Raw genomic sequence first — 25,458 nt, 5'->3', positions numbered from 1 at the left:
GAATATTAATCATTCAACGCCCGAGGAGGAGAATGTTAATGAATATATCAGAGCAGGATTTCAAAGCTATTAGAAACTGGGTCTATCGCAACTCCCGCCCGGTTGATCTGGCCAGATGGAAATACCATTTCGAAGCGGGGCCGGTCTCCGCTGTGCTGGAAGCGTTAGCGGCGTATCAGAATGAGGATGGGGGATTCGCCCATGCGCTGGAGGCCGATTCATGGAACCCTAATACTTCGCCAATTCAGACAGCGAATGCCGTTGAGAAGCTGCTGGAGGTTCACTTTGAAGATAGAGCGCATCCAGTCGTTCAGGGGATTCTGAAATACTTGGATAGTGGAGCAGATATGGAAGGCGGCTCGTGGAAAAATGTTGTGGAATCCAGCAACGGATATCCCCATGCTCCCTGGTGGCATACAAGCTCTAACAGTTCCGCCCGCAGTATCTTCAACCCAACGGCGATTCTGACCGGATTTATCCTGAAATTTTCGGACAGCGGCAGTAGACTCTATGAGCGCGGAAGGAGGATAGCCGGGGAACTGAGTGAGCTTTTTCTCGCCAATCCGAATATTGAAATGCATCCGCTGAAGTGTGTCGTTACACTCCTGGATTGTGTGGCGGAGGCGGGGTTGCAGGAGATAATTCCTTATGTAGAGCTTCGAGAAGCTGCAACGAAACAGATTACAGCGTTGGTGCACCGGGATGCCGCCAATTGGAGCGGATATAGCTGCAGACCTTCCGTGTTCATCAAATCACCGGAAAGCCCGGGCTATGAGGATAACGCTGACTTACTCCACCAAGAGCTGGATTATCTTCTGGCGGCAAGGAACCCGGAGGGAATCTGGAATTTGACCTGGAGCTGGGCAGCCTATGAGCGGGAATTCGCCATCAGTGAGAACTGGTGGAAGAGCGAAATTATCATTGAGAAGCTGCTGCTCCTGCGCGCTTTTGGAAAAGGAGGAACTTACCTATGACTCAAATCACCAGTTCACCGTCAAAATATATTCAGGGCGGCGGCGAGATCAGAAAGCTTGGATTCTATTGTTCACAATTGGAGGCGCAGGGGGCTTATGCCCTTATAGATCCGTTTATTCTCTCCCTCTACGGAGAAGAAATTACGCAGAGCTGTGAGCGACATTCCGTCCGTCTCTTGCAGCATGAATTCAGAGGAGAATGCTCCCTTGAGCAGGTGCACAGGATTGTGGCCGAAGCCCAAGCGGGCGGCATAGATGTAATTATAGGGATCGGCGGCGGCAAAACCCTGGATACGGCCAAAGCCGTCAGCCACTTCTCGTCCCTGCCGGTTGTTCTCGTCCCTACCGTTGCTTCCACGGATGCGCCGTGCAGCGCCTTATCCGTGCTGTATACGGAGGACGGCAGATTGGACCGGTACCTTCCCTTGCGGCGCAGCCCGGATGTTGTGATTGCAGACGTCGATATTATTGCCAAGGCTCCGCCAAGACTGCTGGCTGCCGGGATGGGCGATGCCTTATCCACCTATTATGAAGCCAGAGCCTGCCGGCGCTCTGGCGCGGTTACCCAAGCCGGGGGCAGCGGTTCCATCGCCGCCTTTGCCCTTGCCAAGGCTTGTTATGACACGCTGCTTGAGGACGGTGCAGAGGCGCTGCGGGATTGCCGGGAAGGCCGGAGTTCGGATGCTGTCGGGCGGATTGTCGAGGCCAATATTTATCTCAGCGGCATCGGCTTTGAGAGCGGCGGGCTGGCAGCGGCCCATGCGATCCATAACGGGCTGACACTGCTGGAGGAATGCCGTCATGTGCTGCACGGTGAAAAGGTCGCGTTCGCCACGCTGGCGCAGCTCATGCTGGAACAAGCCCCGCCAGCGGAGATTGATACGGTTGTGGACTTTTGCCGGATGGCAGGGCTGCCGCTAACCTTAAGCGAAATGGGGCTGTCCGGCATTCCGCAGGAGAGACTCGCGGAGGCTGCTTCGGCAAGCTGTGCCGGGGACGGTCCGATGTCGTGCATGCCCTTTACCGTTTCGCCGCAGCAGGTGCTGGAAGCGATACTTGCCGCAGACAAGCGGGGGCGGCAGGGAGTCTGACGATTGTTAATTATTGCGTAGCTGCTGCCGTACATATTTATCCTTCGTGTTCCAAACAATGAGAACATTAGTTCAACAACACGAAGGAGGCGTTCCCTTTGAAGAACAGAGGCTACTTTAATATTCAGCACCCTATACTGTATCTTGTTGCCGCCGTGGTCGTCATCATGACCACGCTGGGCTTAGCAGCGCCGCCCGCACTGGGCGCGGACATTGCTGCGCAAGGCTCCTATGGCAGCGGGATGAAGCCGCAGGCAGAGCCGGGCGCGGGAACCGGTGGCGGCACCCGCGAGCAGCCGGTGGAGAATACCGTCTCCCGCAGCCCGGTAGCACTCATTGTCGATGATTTCGGCAATAGCATGCGGGGGACGGAGGAGATGTTCGCGCTGCCGGTCAAATTTACCGTTGCGGTCATGCCATTCCTGCCTACGTCGGAGAAGGATGCGCGGCGCGCCCATGAGCGGGGGCTTGATGTGCTGGTTCATCTGCCGATGGAGCCGCGCCAGGGCAAACCGGAATGGCTGGGACCGGGAGCCATCCTGACCCGTATGAGCGATGCGGAGGTCCGCCAGCGGGTGGAGGCGGCGCTGGACAATGTTCCGTTTGCCGTCGGAATCAACAATCATATGGGCTCCAAGGTAACCGGAGACGAGCGGGTGATGGGCATTATTCTGGCTGTTTGCAAGGAGCGGGGACTGTTCTTTGTGGACAGCCATACCAATTACCGCTCGGTCGCCGGGAGAGTGGCCCGGGAGATGGGATTGCCTCCGGTGGAGAATCACATTTTTCTGGATGATGTTCATACGGCAAGCCATGTTGTGAAGCAAATGCGGCTGGTGAAGGAAAGGGCGCTGAATCAAAAATACTGTGTAACGATTGGCCATGTCGGCATTCAAGGCAAAGAGACCGCTGCAGGCATCCGCAGCGGCATTAACGAACTAAAGAACAGCGTCGAATTTGTGGGCATCTCCGATTTGGTAAAAAACCAGTGGAAATGGAGTTCCCATGTCACACTTCCATAAGATACGCAGCAATGCCGCCCGCAATGGCTTCTGCGATCTCCTCCTGGCCCTTCGGACTGCACAGCTTTTCACGGTCAGTGGGACTGCTGATGAATCCCGCCTCAACGATAACCGTTGTGGCGGTTATTTTGTTGAGCAGATAGAAGGGCTTGCCGGGTACGGAATCGGACTGTACACCGTAAAGCTGATTGAGCTGATCCTGAATCGAACGGGCGAGCAGATAGCTGCGCCCTTCCTGGCGGTAGAGGATGATCGGTCCGTGTTTTGCCGGTGAACGGGCCCAATTCACATGAATGCTGACCACCACATTAGCGGGCAGCGTCTCCGCCAGCTCTTTGCGCTGGGCTAAGTCGCGCAGATGACGCGACCGGCTCTGCAGCCACCGGTTATCGTCGCTCGGGGCATAGTCGCCGGTCCGGTTGAGGATGGCGTCAAAGCCGTCGCTGCGCAGCAGCAGGAACAAGCGCCGGGAGATGGCAAGCGTAATGTCTTTCTCCAGAATGGAGCCATGCGAGGTTCCGCCGTCAATTCCCCCATGTCCGGCATCTATAAGAATGATCCGCTGGTCATGGCCAAGCATCCGCTGGCGATCCGGCTTTGCGCTATGTTGTGGCGGCTCTGTATAGGTCTGTGCACCCGCAGCGGTGCTGGTCAGCAGAGACAGCAGCAGCCCTGAGACAGACAGGAGCAGCCACAAACGGCGCAGCGGCCTGCCGGCGCTTACAGAGGTTTTTTTACTCGAAATATAAGAAAATATACGTTTCACACCGTACTTTGTCCTTATATTTCTCGCTGAAACGGTTACCGTCTTTTTATGGATGGCACAGTTGTTTCTGCTTGAATGGATTAAGGTTCTCAAGTGAACGGCCTCCTTGTCCATGAATGGTCTTACAGCTTGTCTCCATTGGGTTCTTTGTTAGAATGTGCCGGAACAGGCAATACTATGCGAATTGCAAATTCATAGTTTAGATCAAAGTGCAATGGAGCACACTAGTAGAGCGTCAGAATTAAAAAGGTGGATTAGGGGCTTGAGATGCCCGTAGGACGGAAGGCGTGGAGCGATCCTCCCTCAGGTGTACCCCTTTCCAGACGGGGGTTGTTCTAAATTGGCGTTTGGCTCGGCGTTACGGACTGTGGTGCACTTCATTCGGATAAGAGTCACGGATTGGGGAAGTTACGGACACCACGGGCCTTATGATGAAATATTCCGCTCCTGAACGTTCCTTGGAGAGACGATAAGCGCCCCTCGGTCCGCTAAGCCGCAACAAGTGGCGTTTGCTTGAAAATAACGGCTCTCCGGTCCGTATGGAGCCGAATCGGCTGCTGCGACTTCTCTTCACCAACCCTTGAGGGTATGATCTCACCCACAGATTTAGCTCTGATGCTGGACTGGGATTGGGAGACTTAGAGCATGGCTGCGGAATATTTCTATTTAAGGGGAAAAGGGGGAATAAGGATGGCTTCCGGTGGGGATGAACTGGTGAAATACATTACGGAGAAGGTCGTTGTCTATATGGAGGACCCGCGGGCCAGCCGGGAACGCAGGAAGGCCCGGAAGCAGCCATGGGCGGAGAAGTGGTTCGGCATGCTGCCGCTTAGCTGGTCCATCTGGCGCAGTCAACGGGCGCGCGGCAAAAAATAGCTTCAGAATCACCAACAGCAAACAACCTTCCCGGCGCCGTTAATACGGCAGCCCGGGAAGGTTGTTTGTATTGTATGCGTATGTGTGCGGAGTTTATTTCCCGTTGGAATGTGCTGTCTTTGCCACAGTGGTGCTGGGAACGGGATTCCCGGAGGATGGGAGCTTGTGGAAAGTTCCCTTCTCCAGCAGAACCGCAAGAGGGAGATAACGCCTGCCCTCCGGCCCGGAAAGGGCGTACACGATAGCCGGGCGGCTGCTATCATCCTTACTGCCGGAGGAGGTTAACCTCCAGCTCTGATAGCCCGTGACCATAAAAGGCGCACCCAGGGTGTCATTGCGGCCGGCAGCTTGAAAGGCAAGACTGCCGCTTGCAGCGAGCAAAGCTGCAAGGCTGTCTCCGCTCACGGATTTCAGTGAGGGTGCTGTGAGCCACAGCAGGTCTGCATAAGGATCATCCTGACCACCGCTCCGGTAAGCCCGAAGAGGCGAACGTCCTGTATCCAGGCTGGATAGAGATGAGGCTCCATCCAACGTTCTTGTAAGGACCGCTTCCGCTTGGCTGGGGCTCCATGGCATGACCTGCAATACTGAAGCGTTGATATATAGTGTTGTCTGGTCCGTTGTTAATTTCCACAGCGGCAGCAGCGGGGCGTAGAGCGCTGTTAATTCAAGTTTTCCGGAATAAGCTGACGGGATAAGTTCCTGCTGCACCAGGAACTGGCGCAGATCTTGCAGACTGTAAGGAAGACCATAGCTTCCGGCCCCGTATTCGCTGAGCATATAACCGCCCTGTTCCGTAGCGGAGATGACAAGATACCCAATCCGCTGATCCCCGTTTAAGACATTAACCAGCCAGCCGTGTGTTCCGGGCCCCAAGGGGAAATATTCGGTTCCGGCATCTGCCCAGGCTGTAAAAGGGGCATCCGCCGAGAGCTTGCGGATGGTGCGGCGGGTAAAGTCCTGCAGGGATTCAGGCGATGGAACGGACTTCAGCGTGAGCAGGGGCAAATGATCCTTGGATACCGCCTGGGTAACCGTAACCTTGCTTCCGGTAGCGGCCAGCGCCGGAGGAAAAGCTGAGACAGCCGAGAATCCGACCAGCCCAAGACACAGACAAAGGACGAGACGCACACGACGTCCGAAAACGTCCTTCTGCCTTGCTTTTATCTTCATGTGATCGCTCACCTTTCTTGGAGAAGTACTGATGCTTATTGTAGAGGACAAGCCCTGAAAAGGCTGTTGCTTGCTGTCCGCGGCAGTGCAGGAAATTCACTGTTTTTTTGCCTGCTTTTAGCGAGCAGGGTCGCATCTTATGTGCTGCGCAGATGGAACAGGCCGTAGGTTATGGCAGAAACTGCAATCTGCGGCTCGTACTGCCAGGCGGTCTCCTTGCGGCGGCGGTTGTATTGCTCCTCTATAGCCAGCCGTTTCTCCTCATCCTGCTCCTTGAGCAGCTCCGCGTAGTAAATGTCCACAATCCCCAGCTCCAGCTCCAGCCGTTCGCGCGCCTCCTCGGCCCAGGTGTAGTCCATCAGCGCAAGCTTCGAGGTCAGGTAGCCCTCCAGCCTGTCCGCTCCGGCAGCAACCGTCAGCTCCGAGGGCTGAATGTGAACATTCTCGGGCAGGCGGGGCGTCAGCTCCCGTGAAGCCAGCCTGGCTTCAAAGTCGGGGACAATCAGCCCGGTGGCGAGTGAGACCCCGATATAATGCAGCTCCTCGCGCTTCAGATCGCAGGTCATCTCCACCTTGTAGCAGACGCCGAGCCACGGCTCGTAGGCTGCCGAGAACAAGGTCAGCCGCTGTCTGCGCCCCGGGTCCTCGAAGAGCTGCAGGCATTTGCCCTCCTCCCGGGCCGCAGCCCAGATTTGCCGCAGCCGCTTGCTGCCGTAAATGACATCCTCGCGCCTGATCATGCCCGGTCCGATTCGCGGCAGCGCCGGAACGTTCCCGAAGTAACGGGCGAGGAGGCTGTCCTGCGGATCAGCCGCGCTCCCTGGCGGTGCCGCGCCTGCGGGCGCTCCGCCGCCAGTCACACCGCCGGCGCCGAGGTCCGCGCCGGCCGGCAGGCCCGCAGCGCCCGTGCGGCGCTGCGGCCTTGAAGGCGGGGCCGCCTGTGCGGCTGCGGCCAGGCTGTCGTACTTCTCCGGCTCGAAGACGAATGTGAACGACAGCGTCTCGGGCTCGACGCCTGTACGGTCCACGAACCCCCAATAATAGGGCCGTTCGGTGAGCATCCGGTCAGCGATGGGCGAGAGCTTCACCGTCACATGCAGCGGCGACGCTTCGATGATGGAGCATTCTGTCGCCTCCAGATAATCCATGACCTGCTTGCGAATCTCCTGTACAGATAGGCTCATAACGCAGCCCCGCCTTCCTTCTGAATGCTGTGAGACAGCTCGCTGAGCGATTCGCCGATGTGGTCCAGCCCGCTGCGCAGCTCCTCGTCACTGCGGGCTTCGAGCATGATTTTGTACAGGCTTTTCTCCAGAGACTCCTTCTTCTCGAAACGCTCCAGAATCACATCCAGCCCGCCGATTACCATCTCGAACATGTTGATCTTCTCATGCAGCAGGTGAATGATATGCTCTTCAATCGTGCCTTCTGTCGAGAGGTTGTAGATCATCACATCGTTCTCCTGGCCCAGACGGTGCACCCGGCCAATCCGCTGCTCGACCCGCATCGGGTTCCAGGGCAGATCGAAATTGATCATATGGTGGCAGAACTGCAGATTAATGCCCTCGCCGCCCGCTTCGGTGGCAATCATCACCTGGGCGCGTCCCCGGAAGAGGTCCATCATCCAGTCCTTTTTGCCCCGGTTCATCCCGCCGGAATAGGTGACGGACTGCAAGCCGTGCTCACGGAAATACTGCAGCAGGTACTCCTGAGTGGCCCGGTATTCGGTAAACACGATCACCTTTTCATTCATTTCACGGATCAGCTCCATCGTCTTGGCCGCTTTGGTATTTGTCTTGACCGTGCGGATGCTCTGCAGCAGGCCCATCATCTTGTCACGCTTCGGAGAATCGGCCGGAAGCTTCTTAATCAGATTGACCAGCGTGACGAATACGGCATCCCGGCTGCTGCAGACCTCACGCTGAAGCGTAACCAGGGAGAGCATGCTGCTGAGATTGCCGCCCGCTTCCTCATATTGGTCTTTGACAAAGGCGGTAACGCCGTCATATAATACTTTCTCCTCAGGTGAGAGCGTGAGCGGAATATTGCGCACCTTGCGCTTCGTGAAGCTGACCGGACCCTCGCCGCGCCGGTTGCGGATCATGACTTTGGATAGCTCGTCCCGGAGCTGGCCCTCGTTCTTCGGCTGACGTTTGTCAACCACGAAATTAGCGGCAAAATCCCCCTGGTTTCCGAGCTGGCCCGGCTTCAGCAGCGTAATCAGATTGAACAGCTCGCCGAGGTCATTCTGCACGGGAGTGGCGGTGAGCAGCAGGCAGTATTTTTTGCGGAGCTGCTGAACGAATTGGTAGTTGGTCGATTTCTTGTTCTTGAGCTTATGGGCCTCGTCGATAATCAGCATGTCATACTCATGGTTCAGCAGAGTTTCCTTATGGGGATCACGTTTGGCGGTATCCATGGAGGCGACCACTATGTCGTTGTCCCAGGAATACGCTTTTTTTTGTGCAACGGCAGAAATGCCGAATTTGGTATTCAGCTCCCGCACCCATTGCAGCACAAGGGAGGCGGGAACGAGAATCAGCACCTTGGTCACAAGCCCGCGCACCAGATATTCCTTGAGCACCAGCCCGGCTTCGATGGTTTTGCCCAGGCCGACCTCGTCGGCCAGAATGGCGCGGCCCGACATTTGGAACAGTACCTTATGGGCGGTATCAAGCTGGTGGGGGAGCGGGGAGAGCCCGGACAGATGCTTCATGCACTGCAGCTCATCAAAGCTGGTGACCAGAGCCGAGGTTTCGCCTTGAATAGCCAGCCGGGATAGACGCCAGTCTCCCCAAGGTCCGCCCTTGTCCAGCCTTGACTCTAAATCATGCAGCCAGTTTCGTTCAAAAGACAGAGGAACAGGCAGCAGCGGGGCAGTGGAAATGCCTTCCTGCGGCAAGGAATTGCGGAATAATTGCGTCATATAGCAGCCTCCTCCGGCGCAAGTTTCATATCGAAATGCGTAGGAGTAGTATGCTCGTAAAAGAGAGAATTCATAACCTGCTATTTTCGGCCCCATGCTGTAAAATAACGAGCAAGAGGGAGTAAATGTGCCATCTTTTGCCGATATTTCGCTTAGATGCAGCTATTTTCGAAAAAGACCTACCACACAATATGTGGTATAGTTGAAAAGCTGACTGACACAATATATTGTTACAAATGCTTGAAAACTTTGATTATACCGGGCATTTTCCGGTTGTTTTTTAAAATATAAGGATTCATATGCTTTACGCCATAAATCATCCTTATATTTCTCGCTGAAACGGATACCGTCCTTTTAAGGACGGCGTAGCCGTTTCTGCTTGTTGTCATTGCATACTTCAAGCGTACAAGGCAGCCAGCCTGTATTTTCTTGAAACGGAATTACATATTACAATACCGGGAGGTTTTTCTATTGAGTACAAAGGAACGCAAACAGCGTCTTGAAGGGTTGAGCGAGAAAATATTTTTGGACCGCTACGCCTGGAAGGATGCCGACAGCAACAATGCGAAGGTTGGCGATGTGGTGCTTGTGCTGACGAAGGACGACCCTAAGTTTCCTACCAAGGAAGTAGGGGAGATCGTTGCGCGGAGCGGCCGTACAGTGACGGTGAAGACACGCAGCGGAGAGCTTGTGGACTCGGATGTAGAAAAGCTGACGCTTAACATAGAGAAGACGCCGGAGGAAATGTGGGACCGTCTAGCCTCCGCTATGGCTTCGGTAGAGAAGACACCTGAGCTTCAGGAAGAATGGACAAGCAAATTCCGTTCGATTCTCGATGACTGGAAGCTCGTTCCAGGCGGACGGATCGCCGCAGGCGCCGGGGCAAGCGAAGAGCTGACCCTGTTCAACTGCTATGTCGTGCCTTCGCCAAAAGACAGCCGGGGCGGCATCATGCAGACCCTCTCGGAAATGACCGAGATCATGGCCCGCGGCGGCGGCGTAGGGATCAACCTGTCCTCGCTGCGTCCGCGCCGCGCCATCGTCAGAGGTGTCAACGGCTCGTCCAGCGGTTCTGTATCCTGGGGCGGACTGTTCAGCTACACAACCGGACTGATTGAGCAGGGCGGAAGCCGCCGCGGCGCGCTGATGCTGATGATCAACGACTGGCATCCCGATGTCGTCGATTTCATCACCGTGAAGCAGACGATGGGACAGGTAACGAACGCCAACCTGTCGGTATGCGTAAGCAATTCTTTTATGAAGGCCGTCAAGGAGGATCTGGACTGGGAGCTGGTATTCCCGGATACTACGGACCCTGATTACGATACAGTGTGGGACGGTGACCTGGATAAATGGAAGGAAGCTGGACGTGCAGTCATTCCTTACCGTACAGTCAAGGCCCGCGATGTGTGGCATACCATTATTGAATCGGCGTGGAAATCGGCTGAGCCGGGCGTAGTGTTCATGGAATACTATAACCAAATGTCCAATAGCTGGTACTTCAATCCGATCATCTGCACGAATCCTTGTGGTGAGCAGGGGCTGCCGGGCTGGGGCGTGTGCAATCTGTCCGCCGTCAACCTCTCCAAATTCTACGATGCGGAGAATCATGATGTGGATTGGGCCGATCTTGCTACAACCACCCGTTATTCCGTGCGGTTCCTGGACAATGTGATCGACAAAACGCCTTATCACTTCCCGGAAAATGAAGCCAACCAACGCAAGGAGCGCCGCGTAGGTCTGGGCACAATGGGCTTGGCCGAGCTGATGATCAAGCTGAACATCCGTTATGGCAGCCCGGAATCGCTGGAATTCCTGGACAAGCTGTACGGCTTCATGGCCCGCGAAGCCTACCTGGCTTCCTCTGAAATTGCCGGGGAGAAAGGCTCCTTCCAGGCGTTCGACACCGAGAAATACCTGCTGAGCGGATTCATGAAAAATATCGCTGAAACCTACCCTGAGGTGGGCGAATCCATCCGCAAGCACGGCATGCGCAACGTTACCGTTATTACCCAAGCGCCTACAGGCAGCACGGGGACAATGGTCGGCACATCCACCGGCATCGAGCCTTATTTTGCCTTCAAATACTTCCGTCAGAGCCGTCTCGGCTACGATGAGCAGTTCGTGCCGATTGCCCAGGAATGGCTGGAGGCCCATCCGGGTGAAGAGCTTCCTGAGTATTTCGTCACCTCGATGGATTTATCCGCCAAGGATCATATCCGTGCACAGGCGGCAATCCAGCGCTGGGTGGACAGCTCGATTTCCAAGACCGCGAACTGCCCGTCCGACTTCACTGTTGAAGAAACGGCGGAGCTGTACGAAATGGCCTTCGATCTGGGCTGCAAAGGCGTAACGATCTACCGCGACGGCAGCCGCGATGTCCAGGTGCTCGAAACGTCGAAGAAGGAAGACAAAAAGGAAGCCGCAGCTCCGGCGGCTGAACCTGCTGCTCCTGCTGTCTCAGCAAGCGCGCCAGCTACTGCATTGCAGGCAAGTAACGCAGGCGGCGTAGACAAACAATACAAAAAACGCCCGCAGGTGCTGCGCGGCGCTACCTATAAAATCAATACGCCATTCGGCATGGCGTATATCACCATCAATGATCTTGACGGCATTCCGGCCGAGATCTTCCTGAATGTCGGCAAGGCCGGCTCCGATGTCTTCGCTATGGCGGAAGCGCTCGGCCGGGTCTGCTCGCTGTTCCTCCGTTACGGCGATCACGGCGAGAAGGTTGAGCTGCTGATCAAGCATCTCAAGGGCATCGGCGGCTCCGGCGCCATCGGCTTCGGCGCGAACCGCGTCGAGTCTATCGCCGACGCAGTGGCGAAGGCCCTCGAGACCCATGTGCAGAACAATGCACATGACGACCATGTGGCCGCTCCAATCGCGGCCACCCTGGAACTGGATTTTAATGAAGCGTTGAACGCCGAGCTGAAATCCAGCGTGCCTGCCGCGGCGTCCACCGATGATGGCCAGGGCGGCCATGACGCACACAGCCACGCCACCGCTTCCCGCGACCTCTGCCCATCCTGCGGCAGCGCCTCGCTGATCAACATCGAAGGCTGCAAGACCTGCAGCAACTGCGGGTATAGCCGGTGCGGGTAAGTAGGGATGGAGATTTGTGACTAAGTAGCAACTCAAAACAAGCGATCATCGAGAGGGGGCGTAAACCTTTTATCTCAATGGATCGCTTGTTTTGAGTATTGGACTTTCATGACGACTCATTTCCGTATGCAATGGAACTACAGGAGGATATATTTTAATCTAGAAATGAAAAGAAAGGATTAATTTTGGATTTAGGTTGGTATCCTTGAAAAAGAGCAATCAGATTCGTCCGAAATAAAATAAATCCTTGAAAAAATGCTCCCTCCCCCTCCTTCTGCGCTTCATTTTAATGATTCATTTCCAGCCAAACAAAAGAGCAGCCCGCCCGGATTAACTCCTGAGTTGGCTGCTCTTTTACATGTCTCCGAAGGAAGCCCCTTTTGGGGATGCCCAATTTAATTACATTCAGCGCTTTAAGAGGCCTGCTCGAATTGGCTGTTATATAGCTCGGCGTAGAAGCCGTTCTTGGCGAGCAGCTCGCTGTGGCTGCCGCTCTCCAGAATGTCGCCGTCCTTCAGTACGAGAATGACATCGGCATTCTTGATGGTCGAGAGCCGGTGGGCGATGACGAAGGAGGTCCGGCCTTCCATGAGCCGGTCCATCGCCTGCTGGATCAGCAGCTCTGTCCGGGTATCGACCGAGCTGGTCGCCTCGTCGAGAATGAGCATCGGCGCATTTTTGAGCATGGCGCGGGCAATGGTGAGCTGCTGCTTTTGCCCGGCTGACAAATTGACCTTGTCGTTCAATACGGTATCGTAGCCGGCGCTCAAGGTCTGGATGAAATGGTGCAGGCCCACCGACTTGCAGGCATCCTGAAGCTCTTGGTCGGTAATGCCGGTCTGGTTGTACACCAGATTCTCGCGGATCGTACCTTCAAACAGCCAGGTGTCCTGCAGCACCATACAGAACTGATCATGGATATTCTCCCGGGTCAAACTGCTGACCGGAGTATCGTCGATGTAAATCTCGCCGCCGGTCAGTTCATTGAAACGGATGAGCAGATTGACGAGCGTAGTTTTGCCGGCGCCGGTAGGTCCGACGATAGCGATTTTTTGACCCGGCTGAACCTCGGTGGAGAAGTCGTTGATGACCGGTTTATCCGTACCCTCATAGGCAAATTTCACGTGTTCGAACTTCACTCTGCCGGTTGCGGCTTCCAGGCGTACCGTCTTCCGGCTCTCATCCTCCATTTCCTCGGCTTCAAGAAATTCAAAGACACGTTTGCCGGCTGCGGAGGCGGATTGCAGGCTCTGTGCAGCCTGGGCAATCTGCGAGAGTGGCTGGGTAAAGAAACGGACGTACAGCATGAACGCGACGATAACCCCGAAGGAAATGTCTCCGTTCGACGCCAGTATAGCACCAACCACACAGACGGCCACGAAGCCCAAATTTCCGATAAACATCATAATCGGCATCATCAGCCCGGAGAGGAACTGGGCCTTAAATACACTGTTTTTGAGATTGCCGTTCAAATCTTCAAAGGCACCGCGCATCTGCGCTTCGGCATTGTAGGCTTTTACAACGGTATGTCCAGTGTAGACTTCTTCCACATGACCGTTGATCTTACCCAAGTATTCTTGCTGGCTCTGAAAATACTTCTGGGACTGCTTCATGATAACCATCATCAGACCGAAGCCGATGACCGTTGCGACAACGGCTGTAACGGTCATGATCCAATTCGTCTTGAGCATCATGACAATTGACCCGATGAAGAGGGAGATTGCAGTAACCAGCATACCTACGCTCTGATTCATCGCTTGCCCGATGGTATCCACATCATTGGTCACCCGGGAGAGAATATCGCCGGTTGTCGATTTATTATAGTAGGAGATCGGGAGTCTGTTCATTTTGTGCGCCAGATCGGCTCTTAAGCGTTTGGAGACTTTTTGCGTCACATTCGCCATAATGAGTCCCTGCGTCAGGGACAGTACAGCGCTAATCCCATAAATAATGATTAGGAAAAATCCGATGGAAGCCACTGCATCCAGGTCGATTCCGGTGGCAATGCCCTTGGTAATCAGGTCGGTCATCTCCGAGAGCTGATCCGGACCGAGCAGGGTAAGCACTGTCCCGATAGCTGCACTGATTACGGCAAGGAGTACTACTGGAATATATTTGCGGCAATAACGGAGAAGCTTGCTCCAGGTGCCGGGTTGTTTGTGGTTTGCAGACATTATGCCAACTCCTCCTTAGACAACTGCGAATAAGCAATTTCTTGATAGACGCTGCAGGTGTCCATTAATTCCTCATGTGTGCCCATGCCGGCAATGCGGCCGTCTTCCAGCACGATGATTTTATCCGCATCCTTAATGGTGCCGATCCGCTGGGCGACAATCAGCATCGTGGTCCCGCGGGACCCTTTTTTCAGCTCGCTGCGCAGTTTGCGGTCCGTCTTGTAATCCAGCGCGGAGAAGGAATCGTCGAAGATTAGAATTTCCGGACGGCGGGCGACGGCCCGGGCGATGGACAGCCGCTGCTTCTGGCCGCCGGACAGATTGGAACCGCCCTGGGCGATATGCGCATCATAGCTGCCTTCCATTTTCTCTACGAAATCTGAAGCCTGGGACGTATAGACCGCGTCTACCACTTCGGCGGAAATGTCGCTTCCGTTGTCACCGAAGTCGATGTTGGACGATACTGTACCGCCGAACAGCACTGCTTTTTGCGAGACATAACCCATTTTATTGCGGAGTGCGCTCTGTTCATATTGGTTAACGTTCATCCCGTCGACGAGAACCTCACCTTCGGTTGCATCATAGAAGCGGGGGATCAGGTTGACAACGGTGCTTTTGCCGCAGCCGGTCGAGCCGATGAAGGCAACCGTTTCGCCTTTGCTTGCGGTAAAGCTGATATCCTTAATGACATAATCATCTGCATCGGGATATTTAAAGCTGACATTTCTGAATTCCACCTCACCGGCAAGCTTGGAAGGCGAAGCGGTCAGTGATCCGTTCGTCAGGCGTGGCTTGGTATCCAGCACTTCGTTGATCCGGTTGGCCGCGACATGGGCGCGGGGCATCAGAATGAAGATCATAATCAGCATCATAAACGCCATTACCACCTGAATCGCATAGGAAGAGAAGACGATCATATCGGAGAACGTGCCCATTTTGTCAGCCATATTGGCAGATTGGATCAGTCCCGCGCCAACCCAATAAATGGCAAGGCTCAGCCCGCTCATAATCATGGTGATGCTCGGCATGAGTACAGCCAGTACGCTGTTCGCGAACAGGTTCGTCCGGGTAAGCTCATCATTGGCTCCGCTGAACTTGTCTTCCTGGTAGCCTTCCGCATTATAAGCACGGATAACACGCAGTCCGGTCAGATTCTCTCTGGATACCCGGTTCAGGTTATCGGTCAACTGCTGCAGCTTCTGGAACTTCGGCAGTACAAGCACGACGCAGATCCCGACGATCAGAATAAGCACTCCGACGGCAATCCCGGTTGTCATCGACCACTGCCAGCTCTTGCCGGTAATCTTCAGCAGTGCCCACACCGCAAGGATCGGGGCTTTTACCAATAGCTGCAGACCGATAACAATCAGCATCTGCACCTGGGTAATATCGTTGGTGGAACGGGTAATCAGGCTGGCTGTCGAGAAGCTGTTGATCTCCTCCATGGAGAAGGATTGCACCTTATCGAACAGCTTGGAGCGCAGCCGGGCCGAGAAGTTGGCCGCGATCCGGGCCGCGATGCCGGCAACAACAATCGAGGTCGCCAGACTGCCGAGCGCACACAGCAGCATCCAGCCGCCGGTGGCCATAATATCGCTCATTTCGCTTCCCGGTGTCTGAACCAGCCGGGTAATTTCACTCATATAATCGGGTAATTCGAGATCGAGCCACACCTGGGCAACGATAAAAAGGATGCTGATGCCGAAGAGAGCCCATTCCTTCGGGTTTAAGTATTTAAGTATTTTGACCATAAGTCTGACTCCTTTGTGTGATGATATATGTATGGTACCGGAACAACATAAACTGAAAGTTAACTTTTCTGAAAAAAAGAAAAAGCTTTGAAAAAACCTCGCGGTTCTTTCAAAGCTTTATGGTTCTGGGGTCCCCGCAAAGTACCTGACAAGGCTTCGAAGCCAAAGCCTCACTTTGTGGGGTTATTTTTAAACTCCGGACGGCAATGTGACGATAAATGCTGTTCCTTGGGCAGGTGTGCTCTCGCAAGCAACCTTGCCCCCGTGCAGGCTAATGATTCGCTGTACGATGGTTAGACCGAGTCCATTGCCGGCTGCCGAGTGGGAGGTATCCGCCTGATAGAATTTATCGAAAATTCTGGGGACGGCGTCCGGATCAATCCCGTTGCCGGTGTCACGGAACACGACCTCCAGCGATTCTGCCGTCCGTTTCATCCCGATTGTGATTGTTCCATGCTCCGGTGTGAACTTGACCGCATTATCCAGCAGATTAAGCCAGACCTGATTAAGCAGCTCTTTATTGCCGGACAGTGAATAATCATGCAGGGTGAGATCGAGCGACACCTGTTTTTTTTCGATTTTGGCGGCCAGCAGCAGCACACATTGGCGAATTTGCTCTCCGATGTTCACTGTTTGCTTATCTGTCAGAATAGTCTGTGTCTCAATCTTCGACAGCTCCAGCACATTTGAGGCCAAAGAGGCCAGTCTGGCAGATTCTTCAATGACGATATCCAAATATTCATTCCGTTCTTCTCTGGAGAGGTCATCATGCTTCAGGATTTCGGCAAAACCTTTGATTGAGACAATCGGTGTCTTGAATTCATGAGAGAAGTTGTTCACGAAGTCGGTACGCAATATCTCAATACCGCCGAGCTCCTCGGCCATCCGGTTGAAATTCTCAGACAGAATCCGGTACTCGGGAGGACTCTTCAAATACAGGCGCGTGGAAAAATCGCCAGCGGCCAGCCGCCTGGTTGCATCAATAAACTCCCGGATCGACTGAACCATTTTGCGGCTGGCTAAGCCGGATATCGCGGTTCCGATAATGATGCAGGATAACAAAATCATGATAGGCAGCACAATGCCGCCCCGGGCGATTTCATTATTAAGCAGCCCGAAGAAATGGGCCAGGAAGAACAATATACCGGTGATCACAACAGTAATCAGGAAAATAATGCATACCATCAGCGAAAACAGGAACGGCAGTGTTATTTTCTCTTTGATTCTTGCGCCCAGTCTGCTCATGGAGTCCGCACCGCCTTATAGCCGAGGCCGCGGACGGACACCAGCTCAAATTCGGGATAGTCTTCGAACCGCTTCCGCAGACGGTTGATATGCACATTGACCGTGGTGTCGGTGCTCTCACTTTGCATCCCCCAGATTTCGTCCATCAGTTGGATACGGGTGAAGATGCGGTCAGGATAGGACAGCAGCTTATACAGCAGGTAGAACTCTTTTTGCGGCAGGGTCTGTTTCTCCTCGTCCCGAGTCACCGTCAAGGCATCATAATCCAGAATCACCTTGCCTACAACGAGTGTACGGGCACTGGCGATCTGGGAACGGCGGAGCAAGGCCTGAATCCTCAGCAGCATTTCCTCGGTATCAATTGGCTTAGTCATATAGTCGTCGGTCCCGAGGCGGAAGCCCTTCTTCTTATCCTCAGGAAGATGCTTGGCTGTAGCCATGAGAATAGGAATCAGGCTGCCGGCATCCCGGAGCTCCTTGGCGAATTCATACCCGTCCATATTCGGCATCATAATATCAAGAATGATCAGGTCGATATGCTGCTCTTCGAGTACTTCCATTGCCCGGGCCCCGTCTTCGGCGGTGGACACCAGGTATCCTTCACGTTTCAGCACGGCTTCCAGCAGTCTTCTGGCATGCCGGTCATCTTCTGCAACCAGTATATGGATCATCGCGTTCACTCCAGTGGTGTGGTCATTTGATGGTATAGCTTTTAACCCTATCATAACCATCCTGAAAAGGATTAGGCAAGAAGTGTGCTTTTGTTTAGTAAGTTTAGTTGGAGGGTGAAATATTTCTGTTTCCTGGGTATTTTTTGATTCTTTTGCAACTGTATTGACGATGTATTTAAGTTGATGTAGGATTTAATTGAGTAAAAAAGTGGTAAATGTCCATCGTAATTTAGTTTTGTTTAGGTTGATTGTTGATCTTTCATCATTCTTAAGAAGAATAGGAAGGAGCTTATGCTGTGGCTTATAAAACACAAGATCATATCTCCGCTGTAGTCCCGGAGAAGGTGGCTAAATGGGGAGTATGTGAAATTGTTCTGCATGGAGGACCTGCGCAGGGCAATCCATTTGTGGACGTTTCATTGAACGCAGAGTTTACTTTTGGAGAACGCGCCATTCAAACCTCCGGGTTCTATGATGGTGAAGGTGTGTATTGCATCCGGTTCATGCCGGACAGCGAAGGGAAGTGGCTCTTCAGAACAAGCAGTACAGAACATTCTCTTCATGGAATCGAAGGTGTATTTGAGTGTATGGCTGCAAAGTCAGGAAACCACGGACCGGTCCGGGTCAACAATACATTTCATTTTGCTTATGAGGACGGAACACGGTATCTTCCGGTCGGCACAACTTGTTACGCATGGACCCATCAGGGGGAAGACATGGAACAGATGACTTTGGCAACCTTGAAAGCGTCCTCATTTAACAAATTGAGAATGTGTGTATTCCCTAAGTCATATTCATATAACACCAATGAGCCGGTATACTATCCGTTTGCAGGTTCGCTTGAGCAGGGCTGGGACTATAGCAGGTTTAATCCGGCGTTTTTCAGGCATTTGGAGGAAAGGATTGCCGATCTCGGGAGGCTTGGTATTGAAGCAGACCTGATCCTGTTCCATCCCTACGACCGCTGGGGGTTCGCTGAGATGGGCGAGGCTGCAGACGATCAATACCTTCGTTACATTGTGGCAAGACTCTCGGCTTATCGCCATATTTGGTGGTCTCTTGCTAATGAATACGATTTTATCGGGAGTAAAAGCATTGATGATTGGGAGCGGTTCGCTCAAATCGTAACGGACAACGATCCTTATAACCACCTGATATCTAACCACAATGGTACAAAGTTATTCGACTTTCACAAGCCGTGGGTTACCCATTGCAGTATTCAACGTGTTGACGTATACAAGACGGCCGAGAATACAGACGAATGGAGAAAACAATGGAATAAGCCGGTAGTTATCGACGAATGTGCATACGAGGGCAATGTGGAGCACGGCTGGGGAAACATTACCGGGGAAGAAATGGTCCGGCGCTTCTGGGAAGGATTCGTGCGCGGAGGATATGTCGGACATGGGGAAACTTACCTGCATCCAGAGGACCAAATATGGTGGGCCAAAGGCGGTCGGCTCTACGGTACCAGTCCAACGCGGATTGCGTTTTTACGCCGTGTAATGGAAGAGGGACCGTCAGCGGGCTTAAACCCGTTGCCTTCCGATTGGGATGTGCCCTGTGCAGGGATCGAAGATGAATATTATTTGTTCTATTTCGGATTCAATCAGCCGATGTTCCGTGAATTCAAGATGAAACCAAACATCCGCTTTAAGGTTGAACTGCTCGATACCTGGAACATGACGGTGGAGAGGCTGGAGGATAGCTATGAGGGCACTTTCCGGATCGCTCTGCCCGGGCGGACTTCCATGGCGTTGAGAATGACCGCCATTCCTATATCACTTGAACTAAAGAAAACATAAAAAGGGCAGAAGTGACGGAGGGGAAGTTTGGATACTTACGGAGCGGTAGCGTCCGCCTTTATGTATCAATGTCCTGAATCTATTGGATATGTTCTTCAGATTGGGGCATCGACTTGATCATAATTCCCCTATAGAATGACTGTAAGATTTCATGGGAGGAGCAGAGCAGAGGATGACATTATCTTTGGCAGGTACATTCCGTAGCGTTCCCGAAGGAGTCAGAATTACAACATTTGCGGAGGATCATTTTCAGATTGAAACAGCTCCGGAGGGAGGCGGTGCAGCTCTGGATTTATCGCAGTATGCACCGGGGATTTGGAAGGACTACGAATATTTGACCGCAGATATTTACCATGAATGCCACGACGTACTGGTTATCATTTTCCATTTTCAGGATACTGCCGGGCGGTCGATTTCGGTTCATTACGGTGTTCTTCCCCGTGTGACAACGCGATTGTGTTTGCCGCTGACAGCTTTAAATGGCGAAAAGCTATTTCTGGACCGGTATCCAGGGGTCCTGCAATCTCTGCTCAGGGGAGATTCCTTTGTGGACCGCAGCCGGATGGAAGGACTCTCAATCTGTACAATTCCTTCTGTTTCTGACAGGCGGTTCGAAATATCGGGTCTGCGGCTGACACAGGAAGCGCCGGAATTCAAGTATACCCCCAGCCAATATATGGATGAGCTGGGGCAGCTCTCATGGAAAGAATGGCAGGGTAAAACAAAGTCAGCCGGAGATATGATAGCTGCATTAAATCAGGAGCTTGCCTGGACGCGGCATGGGGAGGAAAGCCCCGACTGGCCTAACGGCAGCTATGGCGGCTGGAAGAAGCTGCAATTTGCGGCTACCGGGTATTTTCGGACCGAGTTCGATGGCTCGAACTGGTGGTTTGTTGACCCGGATGGTTACGCTTTATTCAGCGCGGGAATGGACTGCATCGGGCCTTCTTCCGAGCTGCGGGTAACGGGAATGGAGCATTTGCTGCCCGTGCTTCCAGAGCGGGAAGGGTCATATAAGGATGCATGGAGCATGCACGGATACTCGCCCTTTATCGCCAACCTGATCTCCGCATTCGGGGAGCAGTGGCGGGAATGCTGGAGGGAATTGACCGAGCAGCGGTTGAAGGAGTGGGGGATCAATACGATCGGAAACTGGTCCGACCCGGATTTTATCTCCGGCTCCAAGCTTCCGTATGTCTATCCGATGCACAGCTTTCCAACGACGGGTGCGGTGATATATCGCGATTTTCCGGACGTCTTCAGCCCCGAGTACGAAGAGAGTGCATTGGAGTTCGCCAAGCAGCTAATTTCGCTTAAGGAGGACAAGAGACTGGTAGGTTATTTCATGCGGAACGAACCGCATTGGGCGTTCGTTGACGGACTGAATTTGACGGAGGAGCTGCTGCGCAGCCCCGTGCACTTCGCGTCCAAAACCCGTCTGATCGCCTGGCTTGAAGACCGGTATGGTTCGGTGGAGCGCTGGAACGCGGCTTGGGAATCCTCATTTGATGATTTCCAGGACCTCTTGGTCAGCCGAATAGCATCGGCAGAAGGTAATGAGGAGCGGAGGAACGACTTTACGTTATTCAACCGGATGATGATCAGGCGATATGTAGAAATTCCTGCAAGGGCTTGCAAAGCTGTTGATCCCCGGCATTTGAACCTGGGTATGCGCTATGCCTGGATTTCTAGTGAAGATCTGCTGGAAGGCTGTGAAGCCTTCGATGTATTCAGCATCAATTGTTATCAGTTTCAACCGGACCGGGAGCTTATCGAGCGTATCAGCAGCAGGCTTAATCGGCCCGTGATGATCGGGGAATATCATTTCGGCGCAGCAGATTCCGGCTTGCCGGCTTATGGCATCCGGGCAGTGGCTACGCAGCAGGACCGGGGACTCGCTTACCGCTGCTACGTTGAACAAGCTGCCGCAATACCGGCACTAATCGGTGTTCATTATTTTCAGCTTAACGATCAGACAGTGCTGGGGAGATTTGACGGGGAGAATTATCAGATTGGGGCAGTGGATGTCTGCCAGCAGCCTTATCAGGCTTTGGTGAAACAGATGATCGTCGCTCACCGGAACATGTATGAAGTCCGGTCCGGCCGGATTGAGCCGATGGCTCAGGCGCCTGAGGAAATACCGCGGACCGGATTCTAGTTCGGCTTACGGACTTGTTTTGAAGCCCGCCTGTTAATATGGCGGGCTTTCACCGTTCATGCAATTTTTTATAGACACTTGGAGTCTGGCCGGTAAGCTTCTTGAACACCTCATTGAAATGCTTAATGTCTTTATAGCCTACCTGCTCAGCGACGACAATAATTTTGTTGTCCGTGTGGGTAAGCAAATTGCAGGCCTCTTCGATGCGCAGCCTCTGAACATACTCTGAAACGGTCATGCCCGTATGCTCCTTGAACAGCTTGCAGAAATAAGTAGGGCTCAGGAACGACTGAGAGGCAAGCTCGTTAAGCTTTGTGCTTATTGTGTAGTTTGCTTTTAGGTGCCGGATAGATTGTTCTATGAGCTTGGCATGATGTGACATTGTGCGGTTATTGGTCTTGTCTGACTTCTTTAAAGAACGGAAGATTGTAATAAGCAATTCCATCAGGTACGCCCTAAGCATTTCAATATATCCGTCCTCTTGGTTCGTAAATTCCACTAGCATTTTCTTGTACATCGCTTCGATAGCTGAATTTTCCCCGCCTAATATTTTTAGATCATCCATAGTATCAGACCCCAAAGAGAACACAGAACGAAAGGACAAATAGTGAATCACGTCGCTGAAATCCTTATAATCATTAAGATTCACATCAATAAAATCCGGCTTGAATACACAGTTATAGACTTGTAAAGGCGGGGCGGCAGGAGAAGCAAAGGATCTGAATTCATGTGGGATATCGTAGTTGATCAGAAACAAATCCCCTTTGCAAACCTCATACTTGCTATCCCCAAGAATATGTATACCTGACCCGGAGGCCACATATGAAATTTCAATAAAGTCATGAACATGTAAGTGCGGTTCCGGGCTCTCACTAAATAGATTTAGAAATATAGAATTGCCGTTATTAAAGAATCGCTCGCCGGAATCACGGTAAATCACAGCATTATTCATAAAATTCACCCCATACAATTATAATATGCCCCCATGAAATAGAAAATATGAAGCAGGTATACTTTGGATATGCGGTAAATTCTTTTTCAGACAGGAGAGTTTAAATGAAAATAGCTTCTATGAAATGCAACCGTATCGTAAATCCATTAGGATATAACCTTAACAAGCCCCGCTTAAGCTGGGTGACAGAGGCTGAGGGGGCTACCCTTCAAAAGGCTTGCCAGGTAGAAGTGGCGTATGACGTGGCGTTCTTGCACATCGTGCATGACAGCGGCGTTCGAGAGGATATTGACAGTATCGGTCATACACTGGAAATGAAATTGGAGCCTTGTACCCGGTATTACTGGAGGGTGCGTGTATGGACGGACATCGGGGATCTTATTAGTTCTGCCGCCTGGTTTGAGACCTCTAAGCTGGATCAGCCCTGGTCAGGGCAATGGATTACGCCGGACTGGGAAGACCAAGCCGTCCATCCCCTTTTGCGAAAAGGGTTCAGCCTTACCGGAGATATTGCCCAGGCAAATCTTTATGTGTGCGGGTTAGGGTTATATGAGGTTGAAATTAACGGCAAGCGGGTCGGTGACGAATACTTAACGCCTTATTGCAACAGCTATAATCACTGGATTCAATATCAGACCTTTGATGTCACACGTCTGGTAACGAAAGGGAACAATGCCGTAGGAGCTATGCTCGGTAATGGCTGGTATAAGGGACGTTTTGGCTTCCAGGGTGAGGAGGGAGGACATTACGGGGACAGCTTTGCTTTTCTCTGCGAGCTTGTTATCCATTATACGGATGGGAGCACGGATATCATATCCACGGATGGAAGCTGGAAAGCTGCACCATCCCATATTGTTGACAGTAATATTTATGATGGCGAGATTCAGGATGCTAATAAATATGACGAAGCTTGGTCAACCGCTTTATTCGATGATTGCAACTGGACAGGAGTGCGTCTTATTGACATTGGGTTCGATTTGCTCGAAGCCCGCAGAAGTATTCCGGTGCGAATTATGGAAAAGCTCAAGCCTGTTAACGTTATTCATACGCCGAAAGGCGAGGTTGTGCTTGATATGGGACAGAATATGGTAGGCTGGGTCAGCTTTGACAATAACGCTCCTAAGGGCCACACCATAACTCTCCAGTACGGTGAAGAGATGCAGGAGGGCAGCTTCTACAGGGAGAATCTCCGTACAGCCAAAGCGGAGTTCAAATATACTTCCGGTGGCCGGCCTTGTGAGGTGCAGCCTCACTTTACATTCTACGGTTTCAGGTACGTGAAGGTTGAGGGATGGCCCGGGAATGTAAGAGCGGAGGACTTCACCGGATGTGTTGTTTACTCCGATTTGGAAGCGACGGGGCATATAGAAACGTCTAACCCGATGGTGAACCGGCTGATTCTGAACGCATTATGGGGACAAAAGGGGAATTTCCTTGATGTGCCAACCGACTGCCCGCAACGCGATGAACGGATGGGGTGGACAGGGGATGCTCAGATGTTCTCGGGTACCGCGTGCTTTAACATGGATTCGGATGCTTTTTTCCATAAATATCTGTATGATCTGGCCAAAGAACAGTCGGGTATGGGCGGGATTGTACCTCATGTGATCCCCAGCTTCGGAATGAGCAGCAGAGGGGAAAACAATTTTTTGTCCGGCGGCTCCAGCGCATGGTCTGAAGCAGCGACCGTCATTCCTTGGAATTTGTATCTTCATTATGGGGACACGGCGATTCTGGAGCAGCAGCTAGACAGTATGAAGGCTTATGTTGACTACATTAGGTCACAGGATGATGGCGGCAGGCTGTGGAATACAGGCTTCCACTTTGGGGATTGGCTGGCCTTGGATGGCAAAGGGGAATTTGATGTATTTGGAGGAACACCCACTGACATCATAGCAACTGCGTATTATGCTTATTCATCGCAGCTCGTAGCAAAAGCCGCTAAAGTTCTAGGCAAAGAAGCTATAGCCAATGAATATCAGCAGCTTTCTAATGAAGTGAAGGAAGCTTTCTGCGAGGAGTTTCTGACAACGCGGGGGCGTCTGGTGGCGGAGACACAAACAGCCTGCATCCTGGCTCTGTTTATGGAGCTTGTTCCAGAGAAGCACCGGGAAAGAATTGTCCAATCCCTCAGAGAAAATCTGGAGAATAACAAGAATTATTTAAGCACGGGGTTTGTCGGAACGCCATATATTTGCCGGGTGCTGTCCGAGCATGGGCATAATGATCTGGCTTATAGACTTTTGCTGAATGAAGAATTTCCAAGCTGGTTATATGAGGTCAAACTAGGGGCTACGACGATATGGGAAAGATGGAATTCGCTGCTGCCGGACGGAAGCTTTGGCGAGCTTGGCATGAATTCGTTGAACCACTATACGTACGGCTCCATTGTTGAATGGATGTACCGGAATATGTGCGGATTAAATCCGTTAGAGGATTTTCCAGGCTTCAGAAAAATCCGGCTGGCGCCGCAGCCTAACCGTCTTCTGGGTTACGCCAAGGCATCTATTCATACAGCCGCAGGGCTGTATGAGAGCGGCTGGAGCTATGAAGCGTATGGTCTCCGCTATCAGTTGCGCATTCCATTTAATGCGCAGGCCGATCTGGTGCTTCGGGATACGGAGGTTAGGCATATTACGATAAACGGCGAAGCTCTTGAGAATTCGCGCCTGGATTATTCGGAAGCGGAAGATCATGTTATGATCGCTCTTAAGACGGGCTTCTATGAGATCCGTCAACAAATCTAGAGCCTGCAAATATCCGGCAGAA

The 25,458-nt window shown here is 52.6% G+C and carries 17 protein-coding genes; 8 read left to right on the top strand and 9 right to left on the bottom strand.

Annotated features, from left to right (window positions below; all coding sequences use genetic code 11):
* The first annotated feature begins 38 nt into the window (after nucleotides 1-38).
* The 3 genes from B212_RS0115300 to B212_RS31520 all read left to right on the top strand — a co-directional run bounded on the left by B212_RS0115300 (nucleotide 39) and on the right by B212_RS31520 (nucleotide 3,087).
* On the top strand, nucleotides 39-974 hold the full coding sequence (locus B212_RS0115300; protein ID WP_019911773.1) for a hypothetical protein: 936 nt from the start codon (nucleotides 39-41) through the stop codon (nucleotides 972-974).
* Nucleotides 971-2,065, top strand: a complete 1,095-nt coding sequence (locus B212_RS0115295; protein WP_019911772.1) for a glycerol dehydrogenase — start codon at nucleotides 971-973, stop codon at nucleotides 2,063-2,065. The genes B212_RS0115300 and B212_RS0115295 overlap by 4 nt, the downstream gene beginning before the upstream one ends.
* A gap of 98 nt (nucleotides 2,066-2,163) precedes the next feature.
* Entirely contained in the window at nucleotides 2,164-3,087 is a 924-nt protein-coding gene (locus B212_RS31520) for a divergent polysaccharide deacetylase family protein (RefSeq protein WP_019911771.1), read from the top strand.
* On the opposite strand, the gene B212_RS0115285 is transcribed toward B212_RS31520, so the two are convergent.
* The gene (locus B212_RS0115285; RefSeq protein ID WP_232231483.1) at nucleotides 3,074-3,853 is read right to left on the bottom strand and encodes an N-acetylmuramoyl-L-alanine amidase; all 780 of its coding nucleotides are present in this window, start codon (nucleotides 3,851-3,853) and stop codon (nucleotides 3,074-3,076) included. The two genes, B212_RS31520 and B212_RS0115285, sit on opposite strands and share 14 nt — an antisense overlap.
* A 690-nt stretch (nucleotides 3,854-4,543) precedes the next feature.
* Here B212_RS0115285 and B212_RS0115280 point away from each other — a divergent pair.
* Nucleotides 4,544-4,729, top strand: a complete 186-nt coding sequence (locus tag B212_RS0115280) for a YqzE family protein (protein WP_019911768.1) — start codon at nucleotides 4,544-4,546, stop codon at nucleotides 4,727-4,729.
* A 93-nt stretch (nucleotides 4,730-4,822) separates the two neighbouring features.
* On the opposite strand, the gene B212_RS33175 is transcribed toward B212_RS0115280, so the two are convergent.
* The 3 genes from B212_RS33175 to B212_RS0115265 all read right to left on the bottom strand — a co-directional run bounded on the left by B212_RS33175 (nucleotide 4,823) and on the right by B212_RS0115265 (nucleotide 8,828).
* Nucleotides 4,823-5,902, bottom strand: coding sequence for a hypothetical protein (locus B212_RS33175; RefSeq protein WP_019911767.1), 1,080 nt, complete (start codon nucleotides 5,900-5,902; stop codon nucleotides 4,823-4,825).
* A 137-nt stretch (nucleotides 5,903-6,039) separates the two neighbouring features.
* Nucleotides 6,040-7,086 carry a YqhG family protein gene (locus B212_RS0115270; protein WP_019911766.1) on the bottom strand — a complete coding sequence of 349 codons (1,047 nt, stop codon included), beginning with the start codon at nucleotides 7,084-7,086 and terminating at the stop codon, nucleotides 6,040-6,042.
* Complete coding sequence (locus tag B212_RS0115265; RefSeq protein WP_019911765.1) at nucleotides 7,083-8,828, bottom strand: DEAD/DEAH box helicase; 1,746 nt, start codon at nucleotides 8,826-8,828, stop codon at nucleotides 7,083-7,085. The genes B212_RS0115270 and B212_RS0115265 overlap by 4 nt, the downstream gene beginning before the upstream one ends.
* Nucleotides 8,829-9,299: 471 nt before the next feature.
* Here B212_RS0115265 and B212_RS0115260 point away from each other — a divergent pair, with 471 nt between their 5' ends.
* A complete protein-coding gene (locus B212_RS0115260) occupies nucleotides 9,300-11,933 on the top strand; it encodes an adenosylcobalamin-dependent ribonucleoside-diphosphate reductase (protein WP_019911764.1) in 2,634 nt (877 codons plus the stop codon).
* A 413-nt stretch (nucleotides 11,934-12,346) separates the two neighbouring features.
* Here B212_RS0115260 and B212_RS0115255 read toward each other — a convergent pair whose 3' ends face one another.
* The 4 genes from B212_RS0115255 to B212_RS0115240 all read right to left on the bottom strand — a co-directional run bounded on the left by B212_RS0115255 (nucleotide 12,347) and on the right by B212_RS0115240 (nucleotide 17,774).
* Entirely contained in the window at nucleotides 12,347-14,107 is a 1,761-nt protein-coding gene (locus B212_RS0115255; protein WP_019911763.1) for an ABC transporter ATP-binding protein, read from the bottom strand.
* The gene (locus B212_RS0115250) at nucleotides 14,107-15,858 is read right to left on the bottom strand and encodes an ABC transporter ATP-binding protein (protein ID WP_019911762.1); all 1,752 of its coding nucleotides are present in this window, start codon (nucleotides 15,856-15,858) and stop codon (nucleotides 14,107-14,109) included. Before B212_RS0115250 ends, B212_RS0115255 begins: the two co-directional genes overlap by 1 nt.
* Nucleotides 15,859-16,047: 189 nt before the next feature.
* A complete protein-coding gene (locus B212_RS0115245; RefSeq protein ID WP_019911760.1) occupies nucleotides 16,048-17,103 on the bottom strand; it encodes a sensor histidine kinase in 1,056 nt (351 codons plus the stop codon).
* A complete protein-coding gene (locus B212_RS0115240) occupies nucleotides 17,100-17,774 on the bottom strand; it encodes a response regulator transcription factor (RefSeq protein ID WP_019911759.1) in 675 nt (224 codons plus the stop codon). Before B212_RS0115240 ends, B212_RS0115245 begins: the two co-directional genes overlap by 4 nt.
* A 296-nt stretch (nucleotides 17,775-18,070) precedes the next feature.
* Between B212_RS0115240 and B212_RS0115235 the strand changes: the two genes are divergently transcribed.
* Nucleotides 18,071-19,579 (top strand): DUF5605 domain-containing protein, encoded by a 1,509-nt coding sequence (locus tag B212_RS0115235; protein ID WP_019911758.1) that lies wholly within the window; start codon nucleotides 18,071-18,073, stop codon nucleotides 19,577-19,579.
* 172 nt (nucleotides 19,580-19,751) lie between these two features.
* Complete coding sequence (locus B212_RS0115230; RefSeq protein ID WP_019911757.1) at nucleotides 19,752-21,737, top strand: beta-galactosidase; 1,986 nt, start codon at nucleotides 19,752-19,754, stop codon at nucleotides 21,735-21,737.
* A gap of 49 nt (nucleotides 21,738-21,786) precedes the next feature.
* On the opposite strand, the gene B212_RS0115225 is transcribed toward B212_RS0115230, so the two are convergent.
* Entirely contained in the window at nucleotides 21,787-22,689 is a 903-nt protein-coding gene (locus B212_RS0115225) for an AraC family transcriptional regulator (RefSeq protein ID WP_028530855.1), read from the bottom strand.
* 104 nt (nucleotides 22,690-22,793) lie between these two features.
* Here B212_RS0115225 and B212_RS0115220 point away from each other — a divergent pair, with 104 nt between their 5' ends.
* Complete coding sequence (locus tag B212_RS0115220; RefSeq protein WP_019911755.1) at nucleotides 22,794-25,436, top strand: alpha-L-rhamnosidase; 2,643 nt, start codon at nucleotides 22,794-22,796, stop codon at nucleotides 25,434-25,436.
* Nucleotides 25,437-25,458: the final 22 nt, after the last annotated feature.

Origin of the sequence: Paenibacillus sp. HW567, assembly GCF_000374185.1 — a bacterium.
Taxonomy (GTDB): domain Bacteria; phylum Bacillota; class Bacilli; order Paenibacillales; family Paenibacillaceae; genus Paenibacillus_AQ.
This window is presented reverse-complemented; position numbering and strand designations above follow the sequence as displayed.

Excerpts from the sequence above, each read along its gene's own strand:
- B212_RS0115220 (WP_019911755.1), top strand. The coding sequence starts at position 22,794 with ATGAAAATAGCTTCTATGAAATGCAACCGTATCGTAAATCCATTAGGA.
- B212_RS0115255 (WP_019911763.1), bottom strand. The coding sequence starts at position 14,107 with ATGTCTGCAAACCACAAACAACCCGGCACCTGGAGCAAGCTTCTCCGT.
- B212_RS0115240 (WP_019911759.1), bottom strand. The coding sequence starts at position 17,774 with ATGATCCATATACTGGTTGCAGAAGATGACCGGCATGCCAGAAGACTG.
- B212_RS0115225 (WP_028530855.1), bottom strand. The coding sequence starts at position 22,689 with ATGAATAATGCTGTGATTTACCGTGATTCCGGCGAGCGATTCTTTAAT.
- B212_RS0115245 (WP_019911760.1), bottom strand. The coding sequence starts at position 17,103 with ATGAGCAGACTGGGCGCAAGAATCAAAGAGAAAATAACACTGCCGTTC.
- B212_RS0115265 (WP_019911765.1), bottom strand. The coding sequence starts at position 8,828 with ATGACGCAATTATTCCGCAATTCCTTGCCGCAGGAAGGCATTTCCACT.
- B212_RS0115250 (WP_019911762.1), bottom strand. The coding sequence starts at position 15,858 with ATGGTCAAAATACTTAAATACTTAAACCCGAAGGAATGGGCTCTCTTC.
- B212_RS0115300 (WP_019911773.1), top strand. The coding sequence starts at position 39 with ATGAATATATCAGAGCAGGATTTCAAAGCTATTAGAAACTGGGTCTAT.
- B212_RS33175 (WP_019911767.1), bottom strand. The coding sequence starts at position 5,902 with ATGAAGATAAAAGCAAGGCAGAAGGACGTTTTCGGACGTCGTGTGCGT.
- B212_RS0115270 (WP_019911766.1), bottom strand. The coding sequence starts at position 7,086 with ATGAGCCTATCTGTACAGGAGATTCGCAAGCAGGTCATGGATTATCTG.
- B212_RS0115295 (WP_019911772.1), top strand. The coding sequence starts at position 971 with ATGACTCAAATCACCAGTTCACCGTCAAAATATATTCAGGGCGGCGGC.
- B212_RS0115230 (WP_019911757.1), top strand. The coding sequence starts at position 19,752 with ATGACATTATCTTTGGCAGGTACATTCCGTAGCGTTCCCGAAGGAGTC.
- B212_RS0115280 (WP_019911768.1), top strand. The coding sequence starts at position 4,544 with ATGGCTTCCGGTGGGGATGAACTGGTGAAATACATTACGGAGAAGGTC.